The organism is Neorhizobium sp. T7_12 (assembly GCF_002968535.1).
Lineage (GTDB): Bacteria > Pseudomonadota > Alphaproteobacteria > Rhizobiales > Rhizobiaceae > Neorhizobium > Neorhizobium tomejilense.
The window spans coordinates 80,048-105,119 of the sequence record NZ_PVBK01000017.1 but is presented as its reverse complement, the minus strand read 5'-3'; the positions used below and the strand labels follow the sequence as shown (position 1 = coordinate 105,119).

At 60.5% G+C, this 25,072-nt stretch carries 21 protein-coding genes and 1 pseudogene; 10 read left to right on the top strand and 12 right to left on the bottom strand.

Features of this window, described 5'->3' with window-relative positions; translation table 11 throughout:
* Positions 1 to 25: 25 nt before the first annotated feature.
* Positions 26 to 4,792, bottom strand: coding sequence for an NAD-glutamate dehydrogenase (locus tag C5J26_RS26170; RefSeq protein ID WP_105404430.1), 4,767 nt, complete (start codon positions 4,790 to 4,792; stop codon positions 26 to 28).
* Positions 4,793 to 4,967: 175 nt separating this feature from the next.
* Here C5J26_RS26170 and pdxY point away from each other — a divergent pair, with 175 nt between their 5' ends.
* Both pdxY and C5J26_RS26160 read left to right on the top strand, forming a co-directional pair.
* Positions 4,968 to 5,840 (top strand): pyridoxal kinase PdxY, encoded by an 873-nt coding sequence (gene pdxY / locus C5J26_RS26165; RefSeq protein ID WP_037086250.1) that lies wholly within the window; start codon positions 4,968 to 4,970, stop codon positions 5,838 to 5,840.
* A 70-nt stretch (positions 5,841 to 5,910) separates the two neighbouring features.
* Positions 5,911 to 6,585: a carbonic anhydrase gene (locus C5J26_RS26160; RefSeq protein ID WP_105404429.1), complete on the top strand. Its 675-nt coding sequence runs from the start codon at positions 5,911 to 5,913 to the stop codon at positions 6,583 to 6,585.
* A 37-nt stretch (positions 6,586 to 6,622) separates the two neighbouring features.
* On the opposite strand, the gene C5J26_RS26155 is transcribed toward C5J26_RS26160, so the two are convergent.
* The 3 genes from C5J26_RS26155 to C5J26_RS32880 form a co-directional block, all read right to left on the bottom strand.
* Positions 6,623 to 7,435 carry a lytic transglycosylase domain-containing protein gene (locus C5J26_RS26155; RefSeq protein ID WP_105404428.1) on the bottom strand — a complete coding sequence of 271 codons (813 nt, stop codon included), beginning with the start codon at positions 7,433 to 7,435 and terminating at the stop codon, positions 6,623 to 6,625.
* Between the two features lie 204 nt (positions 7,436 to 7,639).
* On the bottom strand, positions 7,640 to 8,674 hold the full coding sequence (locus tag C5J26_RS26150; protein ID WP_046636720.1) for an aspartate-semialdehyde dehydrogenase: 1,035 nt from the start codon (positions 8,672 to 8,674) through the stop codon (positions 7,640 to 7,642).
* Positions 8,675 to 8,782: 108 nt separating this feature from the next.
* Positions 8,783 to 9,100 (bottom strand): hypothetical protein, encoded by a 318-nt coding sequence (locus tag C5J26_RS32880; RefSeq protein WP_172746076.1) that lies wholly within the window; start codon positions 9,098 to 9,100, stop codon positions 8,783 to 8,785.
* 78 nt (positions 9,101 to 9,178) lie between these two features.
* Between C5J26_RS32880 and C5J26_RS26145 the strand changes: the two genes are divergently transcribed.
* Positions 9,179 to 10,876: an MFS transporter gene (locus C5J26_RS26145; protein WP_105404427.1), complete on the top strand. Its 1,698-nt coding sequence runs from the start codon at positions 9,179 to 9,181 to the stop codon at positions 10,874 to 10,876.
* A gap of 163 nt (positions 10,877 to 11,039) precedes the next feature.
* Here the strand turns inward: C5J26_RS26145 and lpxE are convergent, their stop codons facing one another.
* The 5 genes from lpxE to C5J26_RS26120 form a co-directional block, all read right to left on the bottom strand.
* Positions 11,040 to 11,840: a lipid A 1-phosphatase LpxE gene (lpxE, locus tag C5J26_RS26140; RefSeq protein ID WP_105404426.1), complete on the bottom strand. Its 801-nt coding sequence runs from the start codon at positions 11,838 to 11,840 to the stop codon at positions 11,040 to 11,042.
* A 132-nt stretch (positions 11,841 to 11,972) separates the two neighbouring features.
* Positions 11,973 to 13,082, bottom strand: coding sequence for a 3-isopropylmalate dehydrogenase (gene leuB, locus C5J26_RS26135; protein ID WP_105404425.1), 1,110 nt, complete (start codon positions 13,080 to 13,082; stop codon positions 11,973 to 11,975).
* Between the two features lie 108 nt (positions 13,083 to 13,190).
* On the bottom strand, positions 13,191 to 13,580 hold the full coding sequence (locus tag C5J26_RS26130; protein WP_046636724.1) for a RidA family protein: 390 nt from the start codon (positions 13,578 to 13,580) through the stop codon (positions 13,191 to 13,193).
* Positions 13,581 to 13,596: 16 nt separating this feature from the next.
* Positions 13,597 to 14,202 carry a 3-isopropylmalate dehydratase small subunit gene (gene leuD / locus C5J26_RS26125; RefSeq protein WP_046634664.1) on the bottom strand — a complete coding sequence of 202 codons (606 nt, stop codon included), beginning with the start codon at positions 14,200 to 14,202 and terminating at the stop codon, positions 13,597 to 13,599.
* Between the two features lie 137 nt (positions 14,203 to 14,339).
* Positions 14,340 to 14,567 (bottom strand): hypothetical protein, encoded by a 228-nt coding sequence (locus tag C5J26_RS26120; RefSeq protein ID WP_105404424.1) that lies wholly within the window; start codon positions 14,565 to 14,567, stop codon positions 14,340 to 14,342.
* Between the two features lie 107 nt (positions 14,568 to 14,674).
* Between C5J26_RS26120 and C5J26_RS26115 the strand changes: the two genes are divergently transcribed.
* Complete coding sequence (locus tag C5J26_RS26115; RefSeq protein WP_105404423.1) at positions 14,675 to 15,577, top strand: CoA ester lyase; 903 nt, start codon at positions 14,675 to 14,677, stop codon at positions 15,575 to 15,577.
* Positions 15,574 to 15,780, top strand: coding sequence for a DUF1737 domain-containing protein (locus C5J26_RS26110; RefSeq protein ID WP_007764402.1), 207 nt, complete (start codon positions 15,574 to 15,576; stop codon positions 15,778 to 15,780). Before C5J26_RS26115 ends, C5J26_RS26110 begins: the two co-directional genes overlap by 4 nt.
* Positions 15,781 to 15,795: 15 nt before the next feature.
* Here C5J26_RS26110 and C5J26_RS26105 read toward each other — a convergent pair whose 3' ends face one another.
* Positions 15,796 to 16,233 (bottom strand): metallopeptidase family protein, encoded by a 438-nt coding sequence (locus C5J26_RS26105; RefSeq protein WP_038547261.1) that lies wholly within the window; start codon positions 16,231 to 16,233, stop codon positions 15,796 to 15,798.
* A 172-nt stretch (positions 16,234 to 16,405) separates the two neighbouring features.
* On the opposite strand from C5J26_RS26105, the gene C5J26_RS26100 reads away from it, so the two are divergent.
* The 5 genes and pseudogenes from C5J26_RS26100 to bfr all read left to right on the top strand — a co-directional run bounded on the left by C5J26_RS26100 (position 16,406) and on the right by bfr (position 23,161).
* On the top strand, positions 16,406 to 17,344 hold the full coding sequence (locus C5J26_RS26100) for an ImuA family protein (RefSeq protein ID WP_105404422.1): 939 nt from the start codon (positions 16,406 to 16,408) through the stop codon (positions 17,342 to 17,344).
* Positions 17,256 to 18,809, top strand: coding sequence for a DNA polymerase Y family protein (locus C5J26_RS26095; protein WP_371681952.1), 1,554 nt, complete (start codon positions 17,256 to 17,258; stop codon positions 18,807 to 18,809). Before C5J26_RS26100 ends, C5J26_RS26095 begins: the two co-directional genes overlap by 89 nt.
* Positions 18,806 to 22,249: an error-prone DNA polymerase gene (locus C5J26_RS26090; RefSeq protein WP_105404420.1), complete on the top strand. Its 3,444-nt coding sequence runs from the start codon at positions 18,806 to 18,808 to the stop codon at positions 22,247 to 22,249. The genes C5J26_RS26095 and C5J26_RS26090 overlap by 4 nt, the downstream gene beginning before the upstream one ends.
* A 57-nt stretch (positions 22,250 to 22,306) precedes the next feature.
* Positions 22,307 to 22,710 (top strand): annotated as a pseudogene (locus C5J26_RS33720) (bacterioferritin-associated ferredoxin).
* Entirely contained in the window at positions 22,676 to 23,161 is a 486-nt protein-coding gene (gene bfr, locus C5J26_RS26080) for a bacterioferritin (protein ID WP_007764418.1), read from the top strand. Before C5J26_RS33720 ends, bfr begins: the two are co-directional and overlap by 35 nt.
* 97 nt (positions 23,162 to 23,258) lie before the next feature.
* Here the strand turns inward: bfr and C5J26_RS26075 are convergent, their stop codons facing one another.
* Positions 23,259 to 23,804 (bottom strand): RNA pyrophosphohydrolase, encoded by a 546-nt coding sequence (locus tag C5J26_RS26075; protein ID WP_105404417.1) that lies wholly within the window; start codon positions 23,802 to 23,804, stop codon positions 23,259 to 23,261.
* A 16-nt stretch (positions 23,805 to 23,820) separates the two neighbouring features.
* The gene (locus C5J26_RS26070; RefSeq protein WP_105404416.1) at positions 23,821 to 25,020 is read right to left on the bottom strand and encodes a divergent polysaccharide deacetylase family protein; all 1,200 of its coding nucleotides are present in this window, start codon (positions 25,018 to 25,020) and stop codon (positions 23,821 to 23,823) included.
* Between the last annotated feature and the right edge of the window lie 52 nt (positions 25,021 to 25,072).

The window sequence follows — 25,072 nt, the reverse complement described above, 5'->3', positions numbered from 1 at the left end:
GGATCAGCCAGTTCTATCCGTTGTCCTACATCGCCCGACCATGCGCAAGATCGCTCAGGAGACCGGCCGCGACGGTGATCTTCGGAAGCGTCAACTCGCCGCTTTCGCTCAAGGTCACCAGTTCGGCGCCGATGCGGTTCACCCGCACCCGGTCGCCGCCGACCCAGGCTTCCAAAGGCTTCTTCTCCTTCGGATGGGCAGTCATCGCGGCGATGACGATGTCGCGGCGCGCCGAGGCGAGCTGCTGCAGGCTACGGGAGAGCGCCAGGCTCTCGTAGTGTTCCGAAGTGCTGATACGTTCGCCTGCGCCGATCAGCCGGTTGATGCGGAAGGTTTCGGTAACAGTGAAATAGCTCTCGGTGGCGCGCGCCATGGTTTCACCGGTGCGGTCGGCGATCAGCATGATCTCCGGCACCAGGACCAGCGTCGACAGCAACAGGATTTCACGGGCAAGCGATGCCGGTATGCCCTGCGCTTCGAGTTCCGAGGCGCGGGCTGCGGTTTCCACGAAATCTCCGCCCGCCAGTGAGGAGCGCAGCCCTTTGATCGCGGCCTTGAGCCGGCTCATCGCGCCGTCCATGTCGCCGGTGCCGACCTGCGTCTGCAGGATGAGGCGGGTTGCTTCCGCGAAGGTCTCGGTGGTGCGGGCGTAGAGATCGTTCTGCAGCTGGCCGGGGATTTTTCCATCCAGCGCATCGATCTCGGCCCAGAGCTTGGGAAGTTCGAAGCCGTCGCGGGCAAGGAAGGCAGCCTTGACGACATTTGCTGCCGTAGCGCCGGTCATATCGCTCATCTGCTGCACAAAACCCGGGCCGCCGCGGTTGATCGCCTCGTTGGCGAGCGTGGTGGCGACGATTTCGCGATGCAGGCGGTGGGACTGGATGTCCGCCGCGTAAGCCTTCTGCATCTTGGCCGGGAAATAGGCCTTCAGGACGGCCGAGAAATAGGGGTCGTCCGGCAGGCTGCTGTCGAGCAGGGCATCGAAGAGAACGATCTTCGAATAGGAGAGCAACACGCCGATTTCTGGCCGGGTCAGCGGTCTGCCGGAGGAATAACGCTCCGCAAGCTCCGCATCATCGGGCAGAGTTTCGACCTTGCGATTGAGCTGGCCTTGCGATTCCAGCACGGACATCAGCCGTGAAAGTTCTTCGCGGTTGCCGGTACCCTTGCGTTCGGTCAGCGAGATCGACAGCGGCTGCAGATAGTTGTTGCGCAGCACGAGATGGCCGACTTCTTCGGTCATCGAGGCGAGAAGCTGGTTCCGTTTGTCGCGGGCAAGCCGCCCATCCTGCATGGCCGAATTGAGGGCGATCTTGATATTGACCTCGACGTCGGAGCAGTTGACGCCGGCGGAATTGTCGATCGCATCGGAATTGCAGCGCCCGCCATTCAGCGAATAGGCGATGCGGCCCTTCTGGGTCATGCCGAGATTGGCGCCTTCGCCGATGACGCTGGCGCGCACCTCGGCCGCGGTGATGCGGATGGGATCATTGGCGCGGTCGCCGACTTCCGCATCGGTTTCGGAGGTTGCCTTGATATAGGTGCCGATGCCGCCGAACCAGAGGAGGTCGACCGGGCTCTTCAGGATCGCGGTCATGATCTCGAAGGGCGTCGCCGTCGTCTTGTCGATACCGATTGCGGCAGCGGTCTGCCTGGTGAGCTTTACCGACTTCTCCGAGCGGGAAATGACCATCGCCCCTTCGGAAAGGGTTGATTTGTCGTAATCCTGCCAGCTCGACCGGGGCAGGGCGAACATGCGTTCGCGCTCGGCGAAGGACTTTTCGAGATCCGGATCCGGATCGATGACGATATCGCGATGGTCGAAGGCCGCGATGAGGCGGATCTTGCGCGACAGCAGCATGCCGTTGCCGAAGACGTCGCCGGACATGTCGCCGACGCCGGCGACTGTGAACGGCGTCGTCTGGATGTCGATATCCTTCTCGCGGAAATGCCGTTTCACGGCTTCCCAGGCGCCGCGAGCGGTGATGCCCATCTTCTTGTGGTCGTAACCGACCGAACCGCCGGAGGCGAAGGCATCGTCCAGCCAGAAGCCGGCTTCCTGCGCCAGGCCGTTGGCGGTGTCGGAGAAGGTCGCCGTACCCTTGTCGGCGGCAACCACGAAATAGGGGTCGTCGCCATCGAGGCGGATCGTGTCCGGCGGCCCGACGATGTCGGCGCCGACGATATTGTCGGTGATCGACAGGAGGGTGCGGATGAAGGTCTTGTAGGCTTCTCGGCCGGCATTGAAGAATGCGTCGCGGGAGCTCGCCGGCGGCAGCATTTTCGGGAAGAAGCCGCCCTTGGCGCCGACCGGCACGATCACGGCGTTCTTGACCTGCTGCGCCTTCACGAGGCCGAGGATTTCCGTCCGATAGTCCTCGCCGCGGTCCGACCAGCGCAGGCCGCCGCGCGCAACCTTGCCGAAGCGCAGGTGCACGCCTTCGACCTCGGTGCCGTAGACGAAGATTTCGCGGAAGGGTCGGGGTTCCGGCAGGCCGTCCAGCAGCTTCGGATCGAGCTTGAAGGCGAACATCCGGTGCGGGGCGCCATTGGCATCGCGCTGGAAGTAGTTGGTCCGGAGCGTGGCATCGACCGCATTGACGAAACGGCGAAGCGTGCGGTCCTCGTCGAGATTGGGCACGTTGCCGAGCGCTTCTTCGATTTCGGCGTGATGGTCGGTGAGTTTCTTGACGCGGGCCTTCTCAGTGATCTTCGGGTCGAAGCCGTCGCGGAAGAGGCGGAAGATGGCGGCGGATATGGCCGGGTATTTCACCAGGGTGTCGGCGATATAGGCCTGCGAGTAAACGATGCCGGTCTGGCGCAGATAACGGGAATATGCGCGCAGCACCGTGACTTCGCGGGCGGACAGGCCGGCCAGCAGAACCAGCCGGTTGAAGGTGTCATTGTCGATCAGGCCTTCGAAGGCGGAGAGGAAGGCCTCTTCCAGAGCCAGGCCTTCGCGGGACAGGTCGACCTCGCGCCCGTCGCCGAGCTGCAGTTCCATGTCGTGGAGGACGATCAGCTTGCGGTCGTTTTCCGGACCGACCTCGATCTCGAACGTCTGCTCGCTGACGGCGTGGAAGCCAAGGTTTTCGAGAAGCGGCACGCGGCGGGAGAGCGACAGGTGCCGGTCCTTGTGGAAGATCTTCAGCGACACGGTGTTGGCGGCGTCGCCGGGGCGGCGATAGAAGGCGATGCGGATCGTTTCGCCGGCTGCACAGGCGGCGATGTCCGGCAGGTCGGCGAAGGTTTCCTCGGGCGAAAAGGCTTCCTGGAAGGCCTGGGTGACGGTGAGCCGCGGTCCCTCCTCCGCAAGCGCTGCGAAGCGGTCCTCCCAGGGGGTGGCGATGAGCCGGATCGCTTCCTCGAGCTTGCCCTGCGCGATCCTCGGCGTCTTGCCGCCGCGCCGGCCGATAATCATGTGGACGCGGGCGACGCCGCCTTCCGGGAAAGCCGGGTAATAGGCGGAGACGTGGCCGTCATAGACCTTGGTCAGGTAGTCGCCGACCTTCTCGCGAACCAGCGAATTGTAGTCCTCGCGAGGCACATAGACGATCACCGAGACGAAACGGTCAAAATGGTCGATGCGCGGCAGGACCCGGACGCGCGGACGCTCGCTCAGTTCCATGATCTGCTCGCAGAAGCGGGCCAGCAGATCGACATCGATCTGGAAGAGGTCGTCACGCGGATAGGATTCGAGCGTGTTTTCCAGCATGCGGCCGGAATGGCTGTCAGGATCGAAGCCGAACTGCTCCTCCACCCGGCCGGTCTTGGCGCGCAGGAGAGGGATGTCGCGCACGGAGTGGGTATAGGCGGTTGCCGTGAAAAGGCCGACGACGCGCAGTTCGCCGACCACTTCGCCCTTTTCGTCAAAACGCTTGACGCCGACATAATCCATATAGGCGCGGCGGTGCACCACCGATTTCACATTGGCCTTGGTGACGATCAGGAAATCGGGCCCGTCAAGGAACTCAAGGATTTCCGGCGTGGTCGTCACCGCGTCCTTGCCCTGGCGCAGCACCAGCACATCCGGATCGGAGAGGATGCCGAGACCGCGGCCCTTGCCGCGTTCAACCTTGGCCTCAGTGCCCTTGCCGGAATAGACGTATTCGCGCATGCCGAGGAAGGTGAAGTTGTCGTCGCGCAGCCAGTCCAGGAAGGCCAGCGCCTCGTCGCGATCGGCCTTGCGGCGGCTTGTCGAATTGTTGAGTTGCTTGGCGGCGCCGTCGAGGACTTCCAGCATGGAGCCCCAGTCGGTGATCGACAGATGAACCTGGTCGAGGATGTAGCGGATGCGCTCGGTGAGCGAAGCCGCCTGTTCCTCGTTGAGCGGCGAAAGATGGATCTGGATGAGGCTCACATGATGAGCCGGGTTGCTGGGCTGCTCATTGGAGCGGAGCGCCGGTTCCTTGCCCGGCTCAACGACCAGGATCGGATGAACCGCCATGGTGAGGTCGCGGTGGGTGGCGGTCACCTCGCCCATGACCGAGTCGAACAGGAAGGGCATGTTGCGGTCGACGACGGTCAGCACCGAGACCGGAATACCGTCCGGCTCGACACCGGCGATCGGTTCGACCGTGATGTCGGCCCGGATCCGCGTCCAGGCCATCAGCCGCTCGGCTGCATGATTGGCGGAAAGCGCCAGCATTTCCGGCGTATAGCTTTCGATGTCGTCAGTGCTGGCCCGGGCGAACAGGATAAGCGGGTCGAGATGCGGCCCCTTGCTCGCAGCGACGATCTTGCGCGCGCTTTCGATCTGTTTTTCCCGTTTCGGATTCTGCCTGACGGCCATGTCCCTCTCCCCTTTTTCCGTCCCCGGACGGAATAAATTAGATGTGTGTCATCGTGCAGCAACGTGGCTGATCCATGTCCGTCGGCACTACACGTTTCATTGTTCCGTGAAGGCTTGTTGACATGCGGCGACGAAGAAACGATCAACAGGGCCATCGTAGCCGGAAAGCAATCTCATGCAGGATACCAGCAGTGCCGTCCTCGTCATCTCCAGTCATGTCGTGCGCGGCTCGGTCGGCAATCGCGCCGCCGTCTTCGCGCTCGAGACGCTGGGATTTCCCGTCTGGGCAATGCCGACCGTCGTCCTCCCCTGGCATCCCGGTCATGGGCCTTCTACACGGCTGACCTTTCCCGAATCAGATTTCGACAAGGCTATAGACGATCTTATTCGCGCGCCATGGCTCGGAGAAGTGAAGGCGGTGCTGACCGGCTATTTCGGCAATGCCGCCCAGCCGCGTTCGGTGGCGCGGCTGATAAGGGCGCTGAAGGAGAAAAACCCGGGCCTTCTCTATGTCTGCGATCCTGTCATGGGCGATCTCGGCGGGCTCTACATTCCGCAGCCGACGGCGGAAGCGATCCGTGACGAACTCATTCCGCTGGCGACGATCGCCACCCCGAACCGCTACGAACTCGCCTGGCTTTCCGGCGCACCGCTCGAAACCAACAACGATATCATGGATGCCGCAATCGCGCTCGGGCCGCCGCGCATCCTGGTGACCTCGGCCGTGCCGATGATGGCGGGTGGTACAGGCAATCTCTACCTGACGGGCAAACATGCGCTGCTTGCCGAACACCGGCTGATCGACAATCCCCCGAACGGGCTCGGCGACCTCCTGGGAGCGCTCTTCCTCGGGCGCATCCTGGCCGGCATGGAGGAGGAAAAGGCGCTGCAGCTGGCAACGGCGAGCGTTTTCGAAGTCCTTGCGCGCACCGCCAAGCGCGGCGGCGACGAACTGACGCTGGAGACGGACGCGTCGAGCCTTTCCACTCCCATGGCGATGGTTCAGATGCGCCGGCTCGTGCATCCCTTGCAGCGGATCAAGCGGTAATCGGCATCGGAAGTTCGCAGATGCACAATGGCCGTTGATCTTCGCTCGACGGCGCTATAATCGTTGCTCCATGACGGATTTTCCTGACAGACTTCTGGCGGGCTACCGCAATTTCATGAGCGGTCGCTATAGTGACGAACGCGAGCGTTACCGGGTGCTGGCGGATAGCGGGCAGAAGCCCCACACGCTGCTGATTGCCTGTTGTGACTCCCGTTCTGCGCCGGAGACCATTTTCGATTGCGGGCCGGGCGAACTTTTTGTCGTGCGCAACGTTGCCAACATGGTGCCGCCCTACGAGCCCGACAGCCAGTTTCACGCCACCTCGGCAGCGCTCGAATATGCCGTTCAGGTGCTGGAGATCGACAATATCGTGGTGATGGGCCATGGCCGTTGCGGCGGCATCCGGGCAGCTCTCGATCCTGCCATGGAGCCGTTGTCGCCGGGCGACTTCATCGGCAAGTGGATGGGGCTGGTGAAGCCCGCCGCCGAGCAGATCCAGAACAACGAGTTCATGACGCAGGCCGAACGCCAGACGGCGCTGGAGCGGGTCTCGATCCGCAATTCGATCGCCAATCTGCAGACGTTTCCCTTTGTTCGCAAACTCGGCGAAGAGGGGAAACTCGGCATTCACGGCGCCTGGTTCGACATTTCGACCGGCGAGCTCTGGATCATGGACGCCAAGGGCGATTTTGTTCGCCCGGACCTCACCGAACCGCCGGAGCAGGCCGAACAGGCGTCGGCCTGAGTTTTTCAGGTGAAGCGAAGCTTGATAGCCGGCAGGTTTATTGGCCGTCGATCTGCGCGCCCATATAGGCGATCGCCTTCTGGTAGACGCTCGCGGCGTTCCAGCCCTGGATAGCGCCGAAGTTCGGCTCGCCCGGCTGATAACCGGCACCTGGCCTCCAGCCGTGGCCCTTCAGGAAGTTGGCGGTCGAGGCGAGCGCGTCGGCACGCGAGCGGACCATGTCGATATGGCCATCGCCGTCGCCGTCGGCGCCATAGCGGACGACGTTCAGCGGCAGGAACTGGGTCTGGCCGATCTCGCCATGAGCAGCACCGCGGGCGGTGATGCTCAGATCGCCACGGCCGACGAGCTGAAGGGCCGCATAAAGCTGCTCGGTGAAATAGGCGGAGCGGCGGCAATCGTAAGCGAGCGTCGCAACGGCGGAAAGCGTGTGCTGATCACCCATGAAGCTGCCGAAACCGGTTTCCATGCCCCAGATGGCGATGATCGGGCCAGCCGGCACGCCGTAGCGGCGTTCGATCTGCGCAAACAGCGAAGCGTTGCCGGATTTCATGCCCTTGCCGCGGGAGATGATGGCGGCCCCGCCGCGTTTCTTCATGAAGTCTTCGAAGGAGAGCTTGAAGCTTTTCTGGCCGCGATCGGCGCTGATGGTCGGACGGTTGTAGGAGACGTTCGAGAAGGCCTTCTCGACGACGGAGGGGTTGATGCCGCTCGAAGGGGCAACCCGCTTGAACTCTTCGACCCAGCGGGCGAAGCCGGATGAATCGTTGCCGCATTGGAGTGCGGCAAGCGCCGGACTAGCGGTCATGAAACCGGTTGCGATCAATCCTGCCAGCAAAATCTTCTTCATGCGGTCAAACCCGTCCCCAGGAGCCGGATCGCCTAAGTCGGAAGCGTCCGGATAATGTGCATTGTTTCGGCCTTATGGCGGCGGTTGCAAACAATCGCAACTCACCCGTTCATGAATAGTTCGTGATATGGGTGATTCGAAAGAAAAACCCCGCCATTTCTGCCGGGGTTTCTATCGGAACATGCTTAATAAATTTATTATTTATCAGGCAGCAGCCTTGCGCGGCTTGATCAGGCCGCGATTGACCAGCAATTCGGCGATCTGGATGGCGTTGAGCGCGGCACCCTTGCGCAGGTTGTCGGAAACGACCCAGATATTGAGGCCGTTTTCCACCGTCGCATCCTCACGGATACGGGAAATGTAGGTGGCATCCTCGCCGGCGCATTCGTAAGGGGTGATGTAGCCGCCGTTCTCATGCTTGTCGATGACGAGGCAGCCCGGAGCTTCGCGCAGGATATCGCGGGCCTGGTCCGCGCTGATCTCGTTTTCGAACTCGATGTTGACCGATTCCGAATGGCCGATGAAGACCGGAACGCGCACGGCGGTGCAGGTCACCTTGATCTTCGGGTCGAGCATCTTCTTGGTTTCGGCGAGAACCTTCCACTCTTCCTTCGTATAGCCGTCTTCCATGAAGCTATCGATATGCGGGATGACGTTGAAGGCGATGCGCTTGGTGAACTTCTTGGATTCGACCGGATCGGCGACGAAGACGGCGCGGGTCTGGGTGAAGAGCTCGTCCATGCCTTCCTTGCCGGCGCCGGAGACCGACTGGTAGGTCGAGACGACGACGCGCTTGATCTTGGCGAAATCGTGCAGCGGCTTCAGGGCAACGACGAGCTGGGCGGTCGAGCAATTCGGATTGGCGATGATGTTGCGCTTGGTAAAGCCGGAGATCGCGTCAGGGTTCACTTCCGGAACGATCAGCGGAACGTCCTGGTCGTAACGCCAGGCGGACGAGTTGTCGATGACGACGCAGCCCTGGGCGCCGATCTTCGGCGACCACTTCTTGGAAACCTCGCCTCCTGCCGACATCAGGCAGATATCGGTGTCGGAAAAATCGTAGTTTTCCAGGTTGGAAACCTTCAGCGTCCGGTCGCCGAACGAAACTTCGGTTCCCTGGCTACGGGCGGATGCCAGCGCCACGACTTCGTCGACCGGGAAGCCGCGTTCGGAAAGGATCGTCAGCATTTCCCTGCCGACATTGCCGGTTGCACCGGCGACTGCGATCTTGAAACCCATTTTGTGCCCTCTTTCTGTCTCTCCTCGATCTGGTGAGGGGGAAGCCGCGATCAATTCGCGGAATTCCTTGTCCCCGACCATCCGGGGAGAGAGCGGCGGCCAGAGACGTCAGACGGTTTTCGTCGTCGTTTTGGCCTTGGTTTTGGAGAAAGCGGCAAAACACGCCCGCTGCGCAGCCTGGATGGCCGGCAGTGCGGAAGCAGCGATATGAAATTCGCAGGCGCGCATGTGGGTGTCTTCCCGTTCGCGAAGCTGTTTAAAAGATTTTCGCAACGAGTCAAGCGATGGCTGACGCAGGTGATGCACCGCATTGCCATTATGCCGCGCCGCAGCATCCGCTGTGCACGGCAGGCGCGATATTAGACGAAAGTCATAATCCCAAAGCATCGCTCTCTTTAGCCCTTGAATTCTGGCAATCTGCGACAATGCGTCGCCACGTCCTTGTTCAGGAGGGAAAAGACAGGGAAGTCCGGCGCCTCAGTTTCACTTGTTGGGAGGACGACAATGGCAAATGTCGCAACGGCGGTCGACGCCAGAACGAAGCCGATGACGGCCGAGGAGAGGAAGGTGATCATCGCTTCCTCGCTCGGCACCGTTTTTGAATGGTACGATTTCTATCTCTACGGAACGCTGGCCGCGATCATCGGCAAGCAGTTCTTCTCGCAGTTCCCGCCGGCAACGCAGGCGATTTTCGCCCTGCTGACCTTTGCCGCCGGCTTCCTTGTCCGCCCCTTCGGCGCTCTGGTTTTCGGTCGTCTTGGCGATCTCGTCGGCCGCAAATACACGTTCCTTCTCACCATCCTGATCATGGGCCTGTCGACCTTTGCGGTCGGTCTTCTGCCAAGCTATGACCAGATTGGTGTTGCTGCGCCCATCATTCTCGTGGCGCTACGCATGGCTCAAGGCCTGGCGCTCGGCGGTGAATATGGGGGCGCGGTGGTTTATGTTGCCGAGCATTCGCCGCGGAACCGGCGAGGTTTCTATACCGCCTGGATCCAGACCACGGCCACCATGGGTCTGCTCCTGTCGCTGTTCGTGATCGTGACCTTGCGCCTCAACATGGGCGAGGAAGCCTTCGCGACCTCGCAGCCGATTCTCTTCGGGCTTCAGGGTGGATGGCGCATTCCCTTCCTTCTGTCGATCATCCTGCTCATCATATCGATCTACATTCGCTTGCAGATGAACGAATCACCGCTCTTCAAAAAGATGAAGGAAGAGGGCACCCAGTCCAAGGCCCCGCTGTCGGAAGCTTTCGGTAACTGGGGGAATGGCAAGATCGTGCTGATCGCGTTGTTCGGCCTCGTGGTCGGCCAGGCGGTCGTCTGGTATACGGGACAGTTCTACGCCCTGTTCTTCCTGCAGACTGTGCTGAAGATCGACCTTCTGACAGCCAACGTGCTGATCGCCTGGGCGTTGATTATCGCAACACCCTTCTTCCTGGTGTTTGGCTCTCTTTCTGACCGGATCGGAAGGAAGCCGGTGATCCTGGCGGGCTGCCTTCTCGCGGCAGTAACTTACTTCCCTCTGTTCAGCGCCCTGACAACGGCGGCCAACCCGACCTATTCCAAGGCGATCGAAGCCGTGAAGGCTGAAGTCAGGGCCGATCCCGCCACCTGCGGTTCCCTGTTCGACCCGGTCGGCATCCGCACCTTCACGACGCCTTGCGATGTGATGCGCCGCACCATGTCAACTCAGGCTTTCCGCTACACGCTGGTGGACGCGCCTGCGGGCTCTCCGGCCCAACTCGTCGTCAATGGCGGAGCGCCGATATCCTTCACCGATGCCCCAGCCTTCAATGCAGCGCTCGGCCCGGCTATGGTTGCGGCTGGTTATCCGGCGGCAAACGATCCGGGCAAGGTCAAGGTCAGCGGCTTTTTCTCCGCCTTGGCTAACGGTCAGTCGTTGACGGTCATCGCGATCCTGACGATCATGGTGATCTACGTCACCATCGTATACGGCCCGATCGCTGCTGCCCTGGTCGAGTTCTTCCCGACCCGCATTCGCTATACGGCCATGTCCCTGCCCTACCACATCGGTAACGGCTGGTTCGGCGGCCTCCTGCCGGCCACCTCCTTCGCCATCGTCGCCTCCACCGGCGATATTTTCGCAGGACTCTGGTATCCCGTCATCTTCGCACTTTTGACGGTCGTAATCGGCGTGCTGTTCGTCCGCGAGAAACGGGACGTCGATCTCGCTCACTGAGGCAAGATCAGCAGATAAAAAAGGGGCCTGGTACAATGTGCCGGGCCCTTATGCTTTTGAAGGTTCTTATGGAATTCGAGCCGGTATCTTTGATCCGGCACCTACGCTTCGGCTTAATGATGCTCCGGAATCCTTGCCGTTTTGCGCGACACGCCTTGAGTATTTAGTCTCTCCGCTTCGGCGGAATGCCGCGGAGCGGGAATGGCAATGTCGCCCGATTGGGGCGCAAGAGGAGAGGAATGGGCCGGCGCGGAACCGGCCAACCGTCAGGCTCCTGACGGAAGAGCAGCCCGTAGCGGGAAAACACGATCGCCATGATGACCGAGAACCAGGCGCCGAAGGAGAGACCGGCAATCACGTCGCTCGGATAATGCGCCGCGACAATGACGCGCGAAAAACCGAGCCAGAAGCTCATGATCAGAAAGAACAGGCGGTAGCGCGGAGCGAGCAGCGCCAGCGCCATCAGGAATGCCCCGACCGTAGTTGCGTGACCGGAAGGAAAGCTTTCGAACCGGGAGCCGGAAAAGGGGCTGAGCCCGTAAAAGCTCCATTGCTCGTAAAGAACCGGGCGGGCGCGGCCGATGATGCGCTTCACCAGGTTGACGAGAAGGCCAGAGCCGGCAACGGCCACAAAGATGTAAGCCGCAACATGGCTGACCAGCATTGCCTGGAAGCGGGCTTTCAGGCCGGGTGCGAGCCGGATAACGGCGAGCGCTTCGAAGAAGAGGAGTGCTGCCGCAAAAAGGATCCAGCCGGACGTGCCGAAATCGGTAATCGCCTTGCCGATCGGCAGCAGCACGTTGGGCGTATGGGCGGCATAGGAGCCAACCGGAGCATCGAGCAGGAAAAAGGCGATCAGGATCAGGTTGACCGTGACCAGCGCGTAGGAAAGCCATCGCGGCGACGGTGGTCCGGATGGATGGCGATACCGCCGATGTTTCAGTTTTTCGATTGTTCGTTTCATCGGCCTCTTCCGTGGCGCGGGACCGATCCCGCGCCGCTTCTTCCCATAGATTCCGCAATATGGGTAGCGGGATGCCGAGCGCAATGTCGAGATGCCTTTCCGCCGCGACGGAAAGGCACCTCGATCGGTGTATCAGGCGGAGAGGCTTACGAATTCCTTGAGGATCGCATCGCCCATCTCGGCGGTGCCGACCTTGCGGGCGCCTTCGGCCATGATGTCGCCGGTGCGGATGCCCTGATCGAGCACGTTGGCAATCGCCTTTTCGAGATTGTCGGCTTCCGTGACCATGTTGAACGAGTAACGCAGGCACATCGCAAACGAGGCGATCATGGCGATCGGGTTGGCAACGCCGGTGCCGGCGATGTCTGGCGCCGAACCGTGGACCGGCTCGTAAAGCGCCTTGCGCTTGCCGGTCTTGGCGTCGGGTGCGCCGAGCGATGCGGACGGCAGCATGCCGAGCGAGCCGGTCAGCATGGCCGCGACGTCGGAGAGCATGTCGCCGAACAGGTTGTCGGTAACGATCACGTCGAACTGTTTCGGAGCGCGGACCAGCTGCATGCCGCCGGCATCGGCCAGCATGTGGTCGAGCTTGACGTCGGAATATTTCGCCTTGTGCGTCTCGGTGACCACCTGGTTCCAGAGCACGCCCGACTTCATGACGTTGCGCTTTTCCATCGAGCAGACGGTGTTCTTGCGGGTACGGGCAAGCTCGAAGGCGACGCCTGCGATACGCTCGATCTCATAGGTATCGTAGACCTGGGTATCGATGCCGCGCTTCTGGCCGTTGCCGAGGTCGACGATTTCCTTCGGCTCGCCGAAATAGACGCCGCCGGTCAATTCGCGGACGATCAGGATGTCGAGGCCTTCGACCAGTTCCGGCTTCAGGGAGGAGGCCGAGGCAAGCGCCGGATAGCAGATGGCCGGACGCAGGTTGGCAAACAGTTCCATGTCCTTGCGCAGCCGCAGGAGGCCTGCTTCCGGGCGCACTTCATAAGGAACCTGGTCCCATTTCGGGCCGCCGACAGCGCCGAAAAGAACGGCATCCGCATTCATGGCCTTGCTCATATCCTCTTCGGAAATGGCGGCGCCATGGGCATCATAAGCGCAGCCGCCGACCAGTCCTTCGTCGAGGACGAAATCGGCCTTCATGGCGCTGTTCATGTGGGCGATGATCTTGCGGACTTCACCCATGGCCTCGGGGCCGATGCCGTCGCCGGGAAGGAGGAAGAGGTTCTTTGCCATATCGTTTGGTGTCCTTGCGGGTTTCGCAGGCTCGCGTCCTCCCGCGCGGGTTCTCCGCGCCTGGCATAACCTCGTCCGAGCCTGCCAAAGGACGAGGCTGGAAAGGTTTCAGGGACTGCCGGCGCCGATGCGGGCGGTCACCTCGATCTCGATCTTCATTTCTGGCGTGGTGAGGCCGCACACGACCATGGTGGCCGCAGGCCGGATCTCGGAGAAGGTCTCGCCGAGAACCTGCACGATGGCATCGTAATCGGCCATGTCGGTGAGGTAGTAGCGCACCCGGACGATATCCTGGAGGCCGCTGCCGGCCTCTTTCAGCGCTTTTTCGATCGTGCCGAGCGTGTTGCGCGTCTGGGCGGCAGCGTCTTCGGGCATTTCCATCCTGGCATAGTCGTAGCCGGTGGTACCGGAGACATAGACCATGTCGCGGTCCACCACGGCGCGCGAATAGCCGATCCGTGCTTCGAAGGGCGATCCGGAGGAAATCCGCTTGACCATCAGGATGCTCCGGAAATCAGAGCCAGGGGCGAGCGGCTCGGTTGTTGTTCTCGAAAGTGCTGATCGCCGCATCGCTCTTCAGCGTCGAGGCAATGTCGTCGAGGCCTTCGAGCATGATGTGGCGGCGGCCGGGATCGATGTCGAAATGGATGGAGCCGCCATCCGGGCCGGTGATTTCCTGGGCTTCCAGATCGATCGAGAGGATGGCGTTCGAGCCGCGCTCGGCATCGTCCATCAGCTTTTCAAGATCTTCCGGGGAAACGACGATCGGCAGGATGCCGTTCTTGAAACAGTTATTGTAGAAAATGTCGGCGAAGCTCGTCGAGATGACGCAGCGGATGCCGAAATCGAGAAGCGCCCACGGCGCGTGTTCGCGCGAGGAACCGCAGCCGAAATTGTCACCGGCGACCAGGATCTTGGCGTTGCGATAGGCCGGCTTGTTCAGCACGAAATCGGGATTTTCAGAACCGTCGTCCTTGTAGCGGGCTTCCGAGAAGAGACCCTTGCCAAGACCGGTACGCTTGATGGTCTTGAGGTAATCCTTCGGAATGATCATGTCCGTGTCGATATTGATGACCGGAAGCGGCGCCGCAACGCCGGTGAGCTTGGTGAACTTTTCCATGATCTGCCTCCAGGTGGACTTATCTGCGGAAGCTGCCATAAAGCAAATCGACGCAGATTTGAAGGCCTGTTTGGCGTGAACCGGTACGCCAACACGCCGGAAACCGGCGTATTCGTCTCAGTCAGCGCTTAGAACGATCAAAGGTCGATGATCGTGCCGCGGCCGTCGTTCCAGACGCGCATCTCGCGCTTGCTTGTCTTGGCCCGAACGGGAACCGGCTTCAGCCGCGCCGAAAGCGCACGCCCGATGGACAGAACTGCGAGAATGCCGGCAAAGGCGACGGTCAGCGAAGCCGTCAGAAGTGCTGCCATGGCGAGCACGGCGATGGCCGATATGATGACGAAGAAGACGCGAATATTTTGCATGGTATATACCTTTCTCACCAAAGAATGTGGAGCCTTGCGCCCTTTCTTGCAAGGGGCTTTGGGCATGCAGTATTGCCGCAGACCAAAAAGATTGGCACAAAGCGCCGATGATCGCCTTGACCGATATCAAATCCGCCTCCTTTCATACTCGCCGGTCGATTCTGAGCGTGCCGGCCGGAAACACGAGGGCATTGGAAAAGGTGCATGGCCTCGATTGCGACGCGGCGATCTTCGACCTCGAAGATTCCGTCGCGCCGGAAAAGAAGGCGGAAGCCCGCGAGAACCTGCGCCGGCTGTTTACGGAAAATCCGCTCAAGGGCAGGGAAACGATCATCCGCATCAACCCGCTCGAAACCGAGTTCGGCAAGGCGGACATGGATCTCGTGACCGAAGTCTCTCCGGACATCGTGCTGATCCCGAAGGTCGAGCATATGTCGCAGGTCCAGGCGGTGGCGGATATCCTGTCCGAAGCCGGTGCTCCGGACGATCTCGCCATCTGGGCGATGATCGAAACGCCGAAGGGCGTCCTGAATGCGCCGGCGATTGCCCCTGTCGACGAGCGGCTCCAGTGTTTCGTGGTCGGCCTCAACGACCTGCGCAAGGAAACAGGCGTGCTGCCGCAGCTGGGCCGCGCCTATCTGGTGCCCTGGCTGATGCAGATCGTGCTCGCCGGCCGCGCCCATGGCATCGATGTGATCGACAGCGTCTTTAACGACTTCAGCGATGCGAAAGCCTTCGAAGCGGAATGTGCCCAGGGCCGCGCCATGGGTTTTTCCGGCAAGATGCTGATCCATCCGGCCCAGATCGAACCCGCCAACCGGCATTTCGGGCCGGATCCACGGGCCGTGGAAGAGGCGGAAGCGGTGATCGCCGCCTTTGCGGAACCGGGAGCGCAACATCTCAACATCATCAACCTGAACGGCAAGATGGTCGAAAGGCTGCATCTGGCGGAGGCCGAAAGACTTGCCGCCACGGCCCGGATCATTGCTGCAAGAAAGAGAACGCCATGAAACTGTATCGCTTCCTCAGCGGCCCCGACGATTCCTCCTTCTGCCACAAGGTGACGGCGGCGCTGAACAAGGGGTGGGAACTTTCCGGCTCGCCCACCTATGCCTTCAACGCCACGACCGGCGAGATGCAGTGCGGCCAGGCGGTGACGAAAACCGTTCACGGCAAGGAATATGACCCCGAAATGAAGCTCGGCGAGCAATAAGCTCCCGTCAGGGGATCAGCGCTGTGCAGCTTCGTCGGCGCTGGCCTCGATGCGCTCCATGTCGTCGTCGCTGAGGCCGAAATGGTGGCCGATCTCGTGGATTAGCACATGGGTGATGATATCGCCCAGGGTTTCCTCGTTTTCCGCCCAGTAGTCCAGGATCGGCCGGCGATAAAGCCGGATGCGGTTCGGCAATTCGCCCGTTTCCATGTTGAACCGCTCGGAAATGCCGCGGCCTTCGAAAAGGCCGAGCAGGTCGAAAGGCGTCTCGAGTGCCATATCCTCGAAAACGTCGTCGTCCGGAAAATCCTCGATCTCGATCGTCAGGTTGACGGTGAGAGCCCGGAATTCCTCCGGTAAATGACCATAGGCTTCGATCGCCAACGACTCGAATGTGCTGATCGTCGGCGCGTGGCGATCCTGCCAATCGTCGGTCTGGTCGATGCGGGCCATAGGCTCTCCTTCTGATCAGGCCCATATAGTACCTCCCGCGATATTTTTCGAGTGAAGAATCATCGGCCTAGGATCCAAGGAAAAGATTCCCAGGATTTGGTTGTTGACTCTTTCGGGCAGCTCTGGAATCCATAAGAACATAAAGAGAACATGTACAGATGGAGCTGACGCCATGGCCGAGCACGCCACGGCGCAGGAGACGCTTTTTGCCCTGCGCGAACAGATCGCCAGATTGGAGGGAAAATCTCTGCCGGCGCTTGCCGCGGCGGAACAGGCGGACTCGGCTGCCGATCCGGAGGGCAGGAAATCCAAGAACAACCCACCCCGTCTGCCATTCGGCGTACCGCCGATGGATACCGCCTTGGAAGGTGGCCTGCCGCTCGACGGCATCACGGAAATCCGTTCCCGTTTGATGGGGGATGCCGGGGCAGCAAGCGGCCTTGCTCTCTCGCTGGCGTCTCACCTCAAGGCGAGACAGCCGAGCGAGGCGCCGCTTCTCTGGATCTGTGATGTCGTCTCCATGCAGGAGGCCGGAATTCCTTATTCCATCGGTCTCAAACAGTTCGGATTGAGCCGCCGGGATATTCTTTACGCCTCGCCATGCAAGTTGGACGATGCCCTGTGGCTTGCCGAGACCGCATTGGCGAGCGGGGCTCTTGTCGCCGTCATTCTCGAAATCCGGGGAAATCCCAAGCATTTCGGGCTCACCGAAAGTCGCAGGCTGGGTCTGAGGGCAAAGGCGGCGGCGCGGCCACTCTTTTTGTTGCGGCATGCGGGAGAGGAGGAGGCGAGCAGCGCCTCGTTCCGCTTTCTTGTCGAACCGGCGCCGGCGGCTCACCGGCATCTTCCGGATGGATCCGTGCTTGGCGGCAGCATCGGTCATCCCGTTTTCAGGCTGACCCTGGAGAAGAGTCGTAACCCGGCTCCTCTGTCCCTACTTCTGGAGTGGAACCCCCATGACCGTCAATTTTCCCTTGGCCAAGACACAGGAGAGGCTTTTTCTTTCCGCAACCCGCCAGCGCATCCTGGCGCTCGTCTTCCCGCATCTGCCGACCGACAGGATCGCGCGCCGGCTCTGGGGACTGTCATGGCGTTGGAAAGGGCGTCCTGAGCATCATCCGCCGATCCTCTGTGCCGGCCGGCGCGAAAACGCCATGCGGCTCACAGCGCTCGACGAGGTTTCCGAACGTCTTGGGCTGAAGCGCGGGCAGGGGCTGGCGGAAGCGCGGGCCATGTTTCCGAAGATCGACGTGGTGGACGAAGATGACGCTGCGGACCAGGGCCTTCTCGAGGCGATCGCCGATTGGTGCGATCGTTATACCCCGCTGGTGGCGCTGGACGGCCGCGAAGGCCTGTTTCTCGACATCACCGGCTGTGCCCACCTCTTCGGCGGCGAGGAAGTCCTGCTGAAGGATATTCTTGGCCGGCTTCTGCAGATGGGCTTCGATGTCAAAGGAGCGATCTCCTCGTCGCCGGGCCTCTCATGGGCGGCCTGCCGCTTCGGCCGCGGCGGCGTGATCACCGATCAGGTGACGGAGGAGGTGCTGGCGCCTTTGCCGGTCAACGCTCTGCGCATCGATGAGGCCACCGTCGCATCGCTTTACAAGCTCGGGCTGAAAAGGATCGGCGACCTTCTGCCCATGCCGCGTGCGCCGTTGGCTCGCCGTTTCGGCATGCACCTGTTGCTTCGGCTGGATCAGGCGCTCGGGCACAATGAGGAAGCCATCTCGCCTCGCCGTCCGGTGGCTGCCCTTTCCGCCGAGCGGAGGCTTCCCGAGCCGATCCAGGCGGAAGAGCATATTCTCCAGCTCACCGGCCAGATTGCGATTTCGTTGAAATCGGAACTGGAGGCTCGCGGTGTCGGGGGGCGGGTTTTCGAACTGGTGCTTTTCCGGGTCGATGGCCGGGTGTTTCGCATCGCGGCCGGCGCCTCGCAGCCGTTGCAGGATCCGAAACGGATCTCCTCGTTGTTTTCCGAGCGCCTGAACGCGGTGCATGACGATCTCGACGCCGGCTTCGGTTTCGAGCTCCTGCGTCTCAACGTGCTGCAATACGATGTCTTCAGGATTTCGCAGGGCGATTTCACCGGCAATGGTGACAGCGAAATCTCACTTGCCGATTTTATCGACCGGGTCTCGGCCCGGCTCGGGGCCGACTGTCTGCAGATCGCCGATCCCAAACAAAGCCATATGCCGGAGCGCGCGGAAATATTTGTGCCGGCGATCGCGGCACGGATCGTCCGAGAAAAGACCGAGGAGCTTTTCGCCTTCGTGCCGAGAAGCGACCGACCTTTACGGCTCTTCCGTCACCCGGAACTCGTGGAAGCCTTTGCGGCAACGGTGCCGGATGGGCCTCCCCGGCGTTTCCGTTGGCGCCGTATCGTCCATGAAGTCATCCGCGCCGAAGGGCCGGAGCGGATTTCGCCCGAATGGTGGCATGACGAGGAGGATGCTGAAGAGCGGGACTATTTCCAGCTGGAAAGTGAAGCGGGCCGCCGCTTCTGGATTTTCCGCGCAGGTCATTACGTTGCCGGCAAGGCTGCACCGACCTGGCGGGTGCACGGGATTTTCGCATGACGAGCGTCCCGGCTTTTTTCGAGATCGGTGCCAAGACGAACTTCTCCTTCCTGGAGGGCACGGCAAGGCCGGAGGAAATGGTTGTTACCGCGAGTGTGCTTGGCCTCTCCGGGCTTGGGATTGCCGATCGGAATACGGTTGCCGGCGTAGTACGCGCCCATAGTCAGGTCCGGAATATGAAGGAGACCTACGAGCGTCAGAAGAAGGAAGGCAGGAAAGAAGACGAAGAAGAGGCGATCGAACCTTGCGCCTTTTATCCGGGGGCACGGCTCGTCTTCGCCGATGATACGCCGGACGTGCTGGTCTATCCCCTGAATCGTAAAGGCTGGGCGAATCTCTGTCGTCTCCTGAGTCGCGGAAACCTCAGGACGGAGAAGGGTTCCTGCATCCTTGAGGAATGGGATCTTCTTGAATGGTGCAAAGAAGAAATGATGCTCGCCGTCGTTCCGGATTTTTCGCGTGCTGCAGATGCCCGGTATCTGGTTGACCTGAATAAAAAGCTGAAGGACTATCGAGAAAAATTCGGCAGAAATATCTATTTCGCCCTGTCGCCGACCTATGACGGGCGGGATAGACTTATCTTTGCGATATTTTCTCGGATGGCTTTCCAAAACCGTCTGCCGTTGATTGCAACGAACCTGCCGCTTTTCCATCTTCCTGAACGGCGATCGCTTTCAGACGTCGTGACCGCCATTCGTGAACATGTAACGGTTCAGGAAGCGGGCTTTCGCTTGGCCCCGAACGGAGAGAGGTATATCAAGCAGGCCGCCGAAATGACCCGGCTTTTTCATGCTTATCCGGATGCGATTTCGAACGCGCGAAGCTTTTTCAGCCGCCTGCGTTTTTCTCTTGATGAGCTTAGCCATAATTACCCGGATGAGAGCGTTCCGGGTGAAACCGTATCGGAAATCTTGGAGCGTCTTACCTGGGAGGGCGCCAGGTGGCGTTATCCGGATAAGATCCCCGAGAAGGTTTCCGAGCAGATCAGGTATGAGCTCAATCTCATTAAGGAGATGCAATACGAGCCTTATTTTCTGACGGTTCGCCACATCGTCTGGCATGCCCGCTATGAGTTGAAGATCCTCTGCCAGGGGCGTGGCTCAGCGGCCAATTCCAGCGTCTGTTATTGTCTCGGTATTACCGAAGTCGATCCGACATCCACGACACTGCTCTTTGAACGGTTCATTTCGACCGAACGAAACGAACCGCCGGATATCGATGTCGATTTTGAACATGCGCGGCGCGAGGAGGTGATCCAGTACATTTATCAGCATTATGGCTTTCGCCATGCCGGCCTGACGGCGGCGGTTACGAGTTATCGGACCCGAATGGCCGGCCGTGAGGTTGCCAAGGCTTTTGGGCTCTCCGAGGATGTACAGGCGGCACTTTCGAGCACGGTGTGGGGTTGGTCGGATGAAGGCACGTCGGAAAGAGACGCAAAAGCCGCGGGTCTCGACACTGCCAACTTTGTGACAAAACAGGTTCTTTCGCATGCGCAGGAACTTATGGGTTTCCCGCGCCATCTCACCCAGCATGTCGGCGGTTTCCTGATCACGCGCGACCGGCTTGACGAAATAGTGCCGATCATGAAAACAGCCATGCCGGGCCGTTACATGATCGAATGGGACAAGGATGATCTCGACACCCTGAAGCTCCTGAAGATCGACGTGCTGGCGCTCGGCATGCTGACCTGCCTCAAAAAAGCGTTCGATCTGATGCGGCGGCATTATCAGGTCAATGAGACATTGGCCGGATTGCAGCAGCGGCCCGAGAAGGCTGTTTACGACATGATCTGCCGTGCGGACACGATCGGAGTTTTCCAGATCGAGAGCCGGGCGCAGATGAGCATGTTGCCAAGGCTGAGACCCGAAAAGTTTTATGACCTTGTTGTCGAAGTGGCGATTGTCAGACCTGGTCCCATCCAGGGAAACATGGTCCATCCGTATCTAAAACGGCGCGAAGCCCAACGGAACAAACAGCCGATCGAATATCCCAGTCCGGAATTGGAAAAGGTCCTTGAACGCACGCTAGGCGTCCCTCTCTTTCAAGAGCAGGCAATGCAGATTGCAATAACTGCAGCCGGTTTTTCTCCTGAAAAAGCGGACAAGCTCCGTCGATCGATGGCAACGTTCAAGCGATCGGGAAGAGTGGAGGAATTTAAGAACGATTTTGTTGCGGGTATGCTGAAAAACGAGCGTTATTCCAAGGAATTTGCAGAAAGCTGCTTCAGTCAGATCGAGGGTTTTGCCGAATACGGGTTTCCGGAAAGCCATGCGGCTTCATTCGCTTTGCTTGTCTACGCCTCTTCCTGGGTCAAGGCCTATTACCCGGATGTCTTCTGTACGGCGATGTTGAATTCCCAGCCAATGGGCTTTTATGCGCCAGCGCAGCTCGTTCGCGATGCGCGGGAACATGGCGTCAAAATTCTTCCCGTCGATATCAATAGCTCGGATTGGGATTGCACTTTGGAAGCGGCTGCCTTTGACAGGAATGCGATCGATAAGCGCCATGGATCCATGCGGGACGTCATCAAGACCCGACGGGCCGTGCGGCTTGGGTTTCGCCAGGTCAAAGGCCTTGCCGAAAAAGACATGGTCGAGAAGCTCATCGCCAACCGCGGAGAGGGCTATACCTCGATCCATGATCTCTGGCAGCGGTCCGGCCTCGACAAGTCGGATATCGAGCGGCTCGCGGATGCCGATGCCTTCAACTCCGTAGGGCTCAATCGTCGTGAGGCGCTCTGGGCGGTCAGGGGGCTCGATGCCAGGAGGGCTGCCGAGAAACTGCCTCTGTTCGAGGTGGCCGATCGCACGGATTTGAGGCTCGAGGCGAGAGTGACGCTTCCGGAAATGCTGCCCGGGGAACAGGTGGTCGAGGATTACCGTTATCTCTCGCTTTCGCTGAAGGCGCATCCGGTCTCTTTCCTGCGGGAGGAATTCAAGGCGATGGGGATTACCCGGAGCGTCGATCTCTTGACTGTCCCGAACGGACAGAGGGTGACGATCGGCGGGATCGTTCTCGTCCGGCAGCGGCCGGGTTCGGCCAAGGGCGTCATTTTCATGACGCTGGAAGACGAGACCGGCGTTGCCAATGCGATCGTCTGGTCGAAGATTTTCGAACGTTACCGGCCGGTCGTGATGGGCGCGCGGCTGGTGAAGATCCGGGGGAGACTGCAAAGCCAGAGCGGCGTCATCCATACCGTGGTCGAGCATATCGAGGATATTACCCCGATGCTGGGTCTGCTGCAGAAGGAGGCAAAGCGGCTCGGCGTATCGGCCCGCTCGGATGAGGCGCTGCAATCGAACAGCGACCACCGGCAGAAGAGGCGTTCGAATGGAATGGAGGAGGCAGGCAGGGGGAGTGCAAAGGGGGCGGTGCCTCGCGATTCCTACGAAGCCGGACCAGGGAGCGTCATGCCGAAAGGCCGCAATTTCCACTAATTACCGATGTAATGATACAAAGGAAGAAGCCGTGGGCATGGCAGCCTCCCTTAAGAAGTGACTCATATATGTCGATTCTTTCTTGACATCTCCTGTCCGCTTTCGCAAAAAGAAGATGATACAGGTCATGTTTGGCAGGTCGACCGAGAATGCTGGTTTGCAGTTGCAATTACATCACCGACAGGGAAATCAAGGACGTCATCACGCAGCTCCTTGACGACGACTGTTGGCAGCTCATCGTACCGTCAAAGGTCTATCACGCCATGGCGAAACGCGGCCGCTGCTGCGGCTGCTTCCCGAGCGTTGTCGACCTGATCATCCGCACAACCGAGGAATATCACGCCGCGCACCACTCGACGGAAGACGAGGTGGTCGTATATATGTCCCGCTTGAGACAATTCCATGAGGAAAACAGGAGAGCGGACATTGAAAGGCGACTCAAAGGTCATCGAGCGGCTTAACGAGGCACTTTTTCTCGAGCTAGGCGCAGTCAATCAGTATTGGCTGCATTATCGCCTGCTGGACGATTGGGGCTTCAAGAAGCTCGCGAAAAAAGAGCGGGCGGAATCGATCGAAGAAATGCATCATGCCGATCGTCTCATCGATCGCATCATCTTTCTCGAAGGCCACCCCAACCTGCAGACGCTTGCCCCGCTGCGCATCGGCCAGAACGTCAAGGAAGTCCTGGAGGCCGATCTTGCCGGGGAATATGATGCCCGCACGGCCTACAAGGCTTCCCGCGATATCTGTCACGCGGCCGGCGACTACGTCTCGATGAAGCTCTTCGAAGAGCTTCTGATGGATGAGGAAGGCCATATCGACTTCCTCGAAACCCAACTCGATCTGCTGGCAAAGATCGGCGAGGAGCGTTACGGCCTCCTCAACGCAGAATCTGCCGACTCCGCCGAATAATCGGCTGTACCTGAACATACAAACCCGGCGAAGCATCCGCTTCGCCGGGTTTTTCATTTCGCCATGAAACTGTTTGAGATGGCAGCTGCCCCGGTAGTCAGAGCCGTTCGGTCGCCACCTTGGCCAGATGGGTGAACTCCGCGACGACCCGATCGTAGACGGCGCGCTTGAAGGGCACGATCAGACCGGGAAGCTCTGCCATCGGCTTCCATTCCCAGGCATCGAACTCCGGCGCATGTCCGCCAGGCGGTGGGTTGATGGCAATCTCGCTTTCGTCGCCGTCGAAGCGGAAGGCGAACCAGCGCTGGGTCTGGCCGCGATATTTCCCTTTCAGCCCGATGCCGATCAGATGTGCGGGCAGATCGTAATTGATCCAATCCTGCGCCTCGGCAAGCAGGGTGACGGAGCGCATCCCTGTTTCCTCGTAAAGCTCGCGATAGGCGGCGGGAAGCGGGTCCTCCCCCTTGTCGATGCCGCCCTGCGGCATCTGCCAGAGCTGCGGCGAGCCGTCATATTCGCTGTTGCCCTGGCTGATGCGTCGGCCGGCCCAGACGAGGCCTGCGTGGTTCAGAACCATGATGCCGACGCAGGGGCGATAGGGAAGCTCCTCGGCGACGACCGAACGTTTGTCTTTCTTGCTCATGGATAACTCCGATCGATTACGGTCCGACGCTTTCGCTCGCGAGCGACGAGACGCCTACAATCTCGATACCGCGCTGCGAGGCTTCCTCGCTCCATTGCCTTATCGCATCGATGCTCTCGTCGAAAGCCGAGGCGATGCCGATCGCCGTGCCCTTGCGGCCGGCAATGCGCTCCAGTTCGTCGAGCTTCTTGAGGATGGCGTCCTTCTGCAGCTGCCCGTCAAGAGTCAGATCGCCAAAGGCATGGGGCAGTTCGATCGTCTTGGCAACGATCGCCGTCTTCGACTGCGCGGATGTCCCGTCGTCGAGGAAAAGCAGTCCCCGCTTGGAAATATCGCGCAGGACCGGCTCCAACGCGCCGGCATCCGAGAGATAGCGGCCGCCGAGATAGTTCATGACGCCGGTATAGTTGGTAATTTCGCCCATCGCCCGGTGAAGGCGGCCAAGATTATCCTTCGCTGACATCTTGGTCAGCAGCGTCCCGGGGCCGGGATCGTTTGCCGGGTAATCGAACGGTTCAAATGGCACCTGGATCAGGATTTCGTGGCCGGCGCGGCGGGCTTCCTGCATCCAGCGCTGCAGGCTGTTGCCGCTGACGGCAAAGGCGAGCGTCACTGTCGGCGGCAGGTCGCGGATCGCCCGCTGGGTGCCCGTCTGGCTGAGGCCAAGACCGCCGACGACGATCGCGATGCGGGTTCCGCGCGCGCCCGACCAGGGGCGCGCATATTGATCCATCGGGCGCTGCCCGCCAGGTCCGACAACAGGCAGCCGGCCATGGGGCGAATCTTCCAGAAGCGCGTCGTTGGGCTGGGCAGCCATGCGGGGGTCCTGGCCGATCCGCTGGGTGCCGATCATCACCGCTCCACTGCCGTCGCGCGGGCGGGGGGTGTATTTGGTCACCACCGACCCGTCATCGGTGAGCGTCCGCTCGATATTGGCGCCGGAACCGGGATCGGAACGAGGCATGCCGGCGGATGGCTGCGGCGCCGCGTTCGGATCGGGTTTGGCGGAAGGCTGGGTCGGTTCCGGCTTGGAAGCGGCCGGAAGGTTGGAAGCGGTTTGCTTCAGGGCATCATCGCCGCGCATGGCGTAGAGCGAAAGCCCCAGGACACCAGCAACCGCCAGCATCGCGAAAACGATTGCGAGAGAAAACCTTCGGTTCCGTCGCCGAGCGGCCGGCCGGTTCTGTCCGAGCGGTGCATGGAGATCGGTGCCCAAGGTCTGTTCCGCGTTTCTTCTGCAGATACGAAGAACCGGCCAGCGAGACGTT

Bases quoted from the DNA above. Each gene is read 5' to 3' on its own strand.
- C5J26_RS26105 (WP_038547261.1), bottom strand. From the start codon at position 16,233: ATGGCCCGCATCGACCAGACCGACGATTGGCAGGATCGCCACGCGCCG.
- C5J26_RS26130 (WP_046636724.1), bottom strand. From the start codon at position 13,580: ATGGTCAAGCGGATTTCCTCCGGATCGCCCTTCGAAGCACGGATCGGC.
- C5J26_RS26120 (WP_105404424.1), bottom strand. From the start codon at position 14,567: ATGCAAAATATTCGCGTCTTCTTCGTCATCATATCGGCCATCGCCGTG.
- C5J26_RS26160 (WP_105404429.1), top strand. From the start codon at position 5,911: ATGACGGATTTTCCTGACAGACTTCTGGCGGGCTACCGCAATTTCATG.
- leuB (WP_105404425.1), bottom strand. From the start codon at position 13,082: ATGGCAAAGAACCTCTTCCTCCTTCCCGGCGACGGCATCGGCCCCGAG.
- C5J26_RS26155 (WP_105404428.1), bottom strand. From the start codon at position 7,435: ATGAAGAAGATTTTGCTGGCAGGATTGATCGCAACCGGTTTCATGACC.
- leuD (WP_046634664.1), bottom strand. From the start codon at position 14,202: ATGGAAAAGTTCACCAAGCTCACCGGCGTTGCGGCGCCGCTTCCGGTC.
- pdxY (WP_037086250.1), top strand. From the start codon at position 4,968: ATGCAGGATACCAGCAGTGCCGTCCTCGTCATCTCCAGTCATGTCGTG.
- C5J26_RS26115 (WP_105404423.1), top strand. From the start codon at position 14,675: ATGATCGCCTTGACCGATATCAAATCCGCCTCCTTTCATACTCGCCGG.
- C5J26_RS26100 (WP_105404422.1), top strand. From the start codon at position 16,406: ATGGCCGAGCACGCCACGGCGCAGGAGACGCTTTTTGCCCTGCGCGAA.
- C5J26_RS26150 (WP_046636720.1), bottom strand. From the start codon at position 8,674: ATGGGTTTCAAGATCGCAGTCGCCGGTGCAACCGGCAATGTCGGCAGG.
- C5J26_RS26110 (WP_007764402.1), top strand. From the start codon at position 15,574: ATGAAACTGTATCGCTTCCTCAGCGGCCCCGACGATTCCTCCTTCTGC.
- C5J26_RS26090 (WP_105404420.1), top strand. From the start codon at position 18,806: ATGACGAGCGTCCCGGCTTTTTTCGAGATCGGTGCCAAGACGAACTTC.
- C5J26_RS26170 (WP_105404430.1), bottom strand. From the start codon at position 4,792: ATGGCCGTCAGGCAGAATCCGAAACGGGAAAAACAGATCGAAAGCGCG.
- C5J26_RS26145 (WP_105404427.1), top strand. From the start codon at position 9,179: ATGGCAAATGTCGCAACGGCGGTCGACGCCAGAACGAAGCCGATGACG.
- lpxE (WP_105404426.1), bottom strand. From the start codon at position 11,840: ATGAAACGAACAATCGAAAAACTGAAACATCGGCGGTATCGCCATCCA.
- C5J26_RS26075 (WP_105404417.1), bottom strand. From the start codon at position 23,804: ATGAGCAAGAAAGACAAACGTTCGGTCGTCGCCGAGGAGCTTCCCTAT.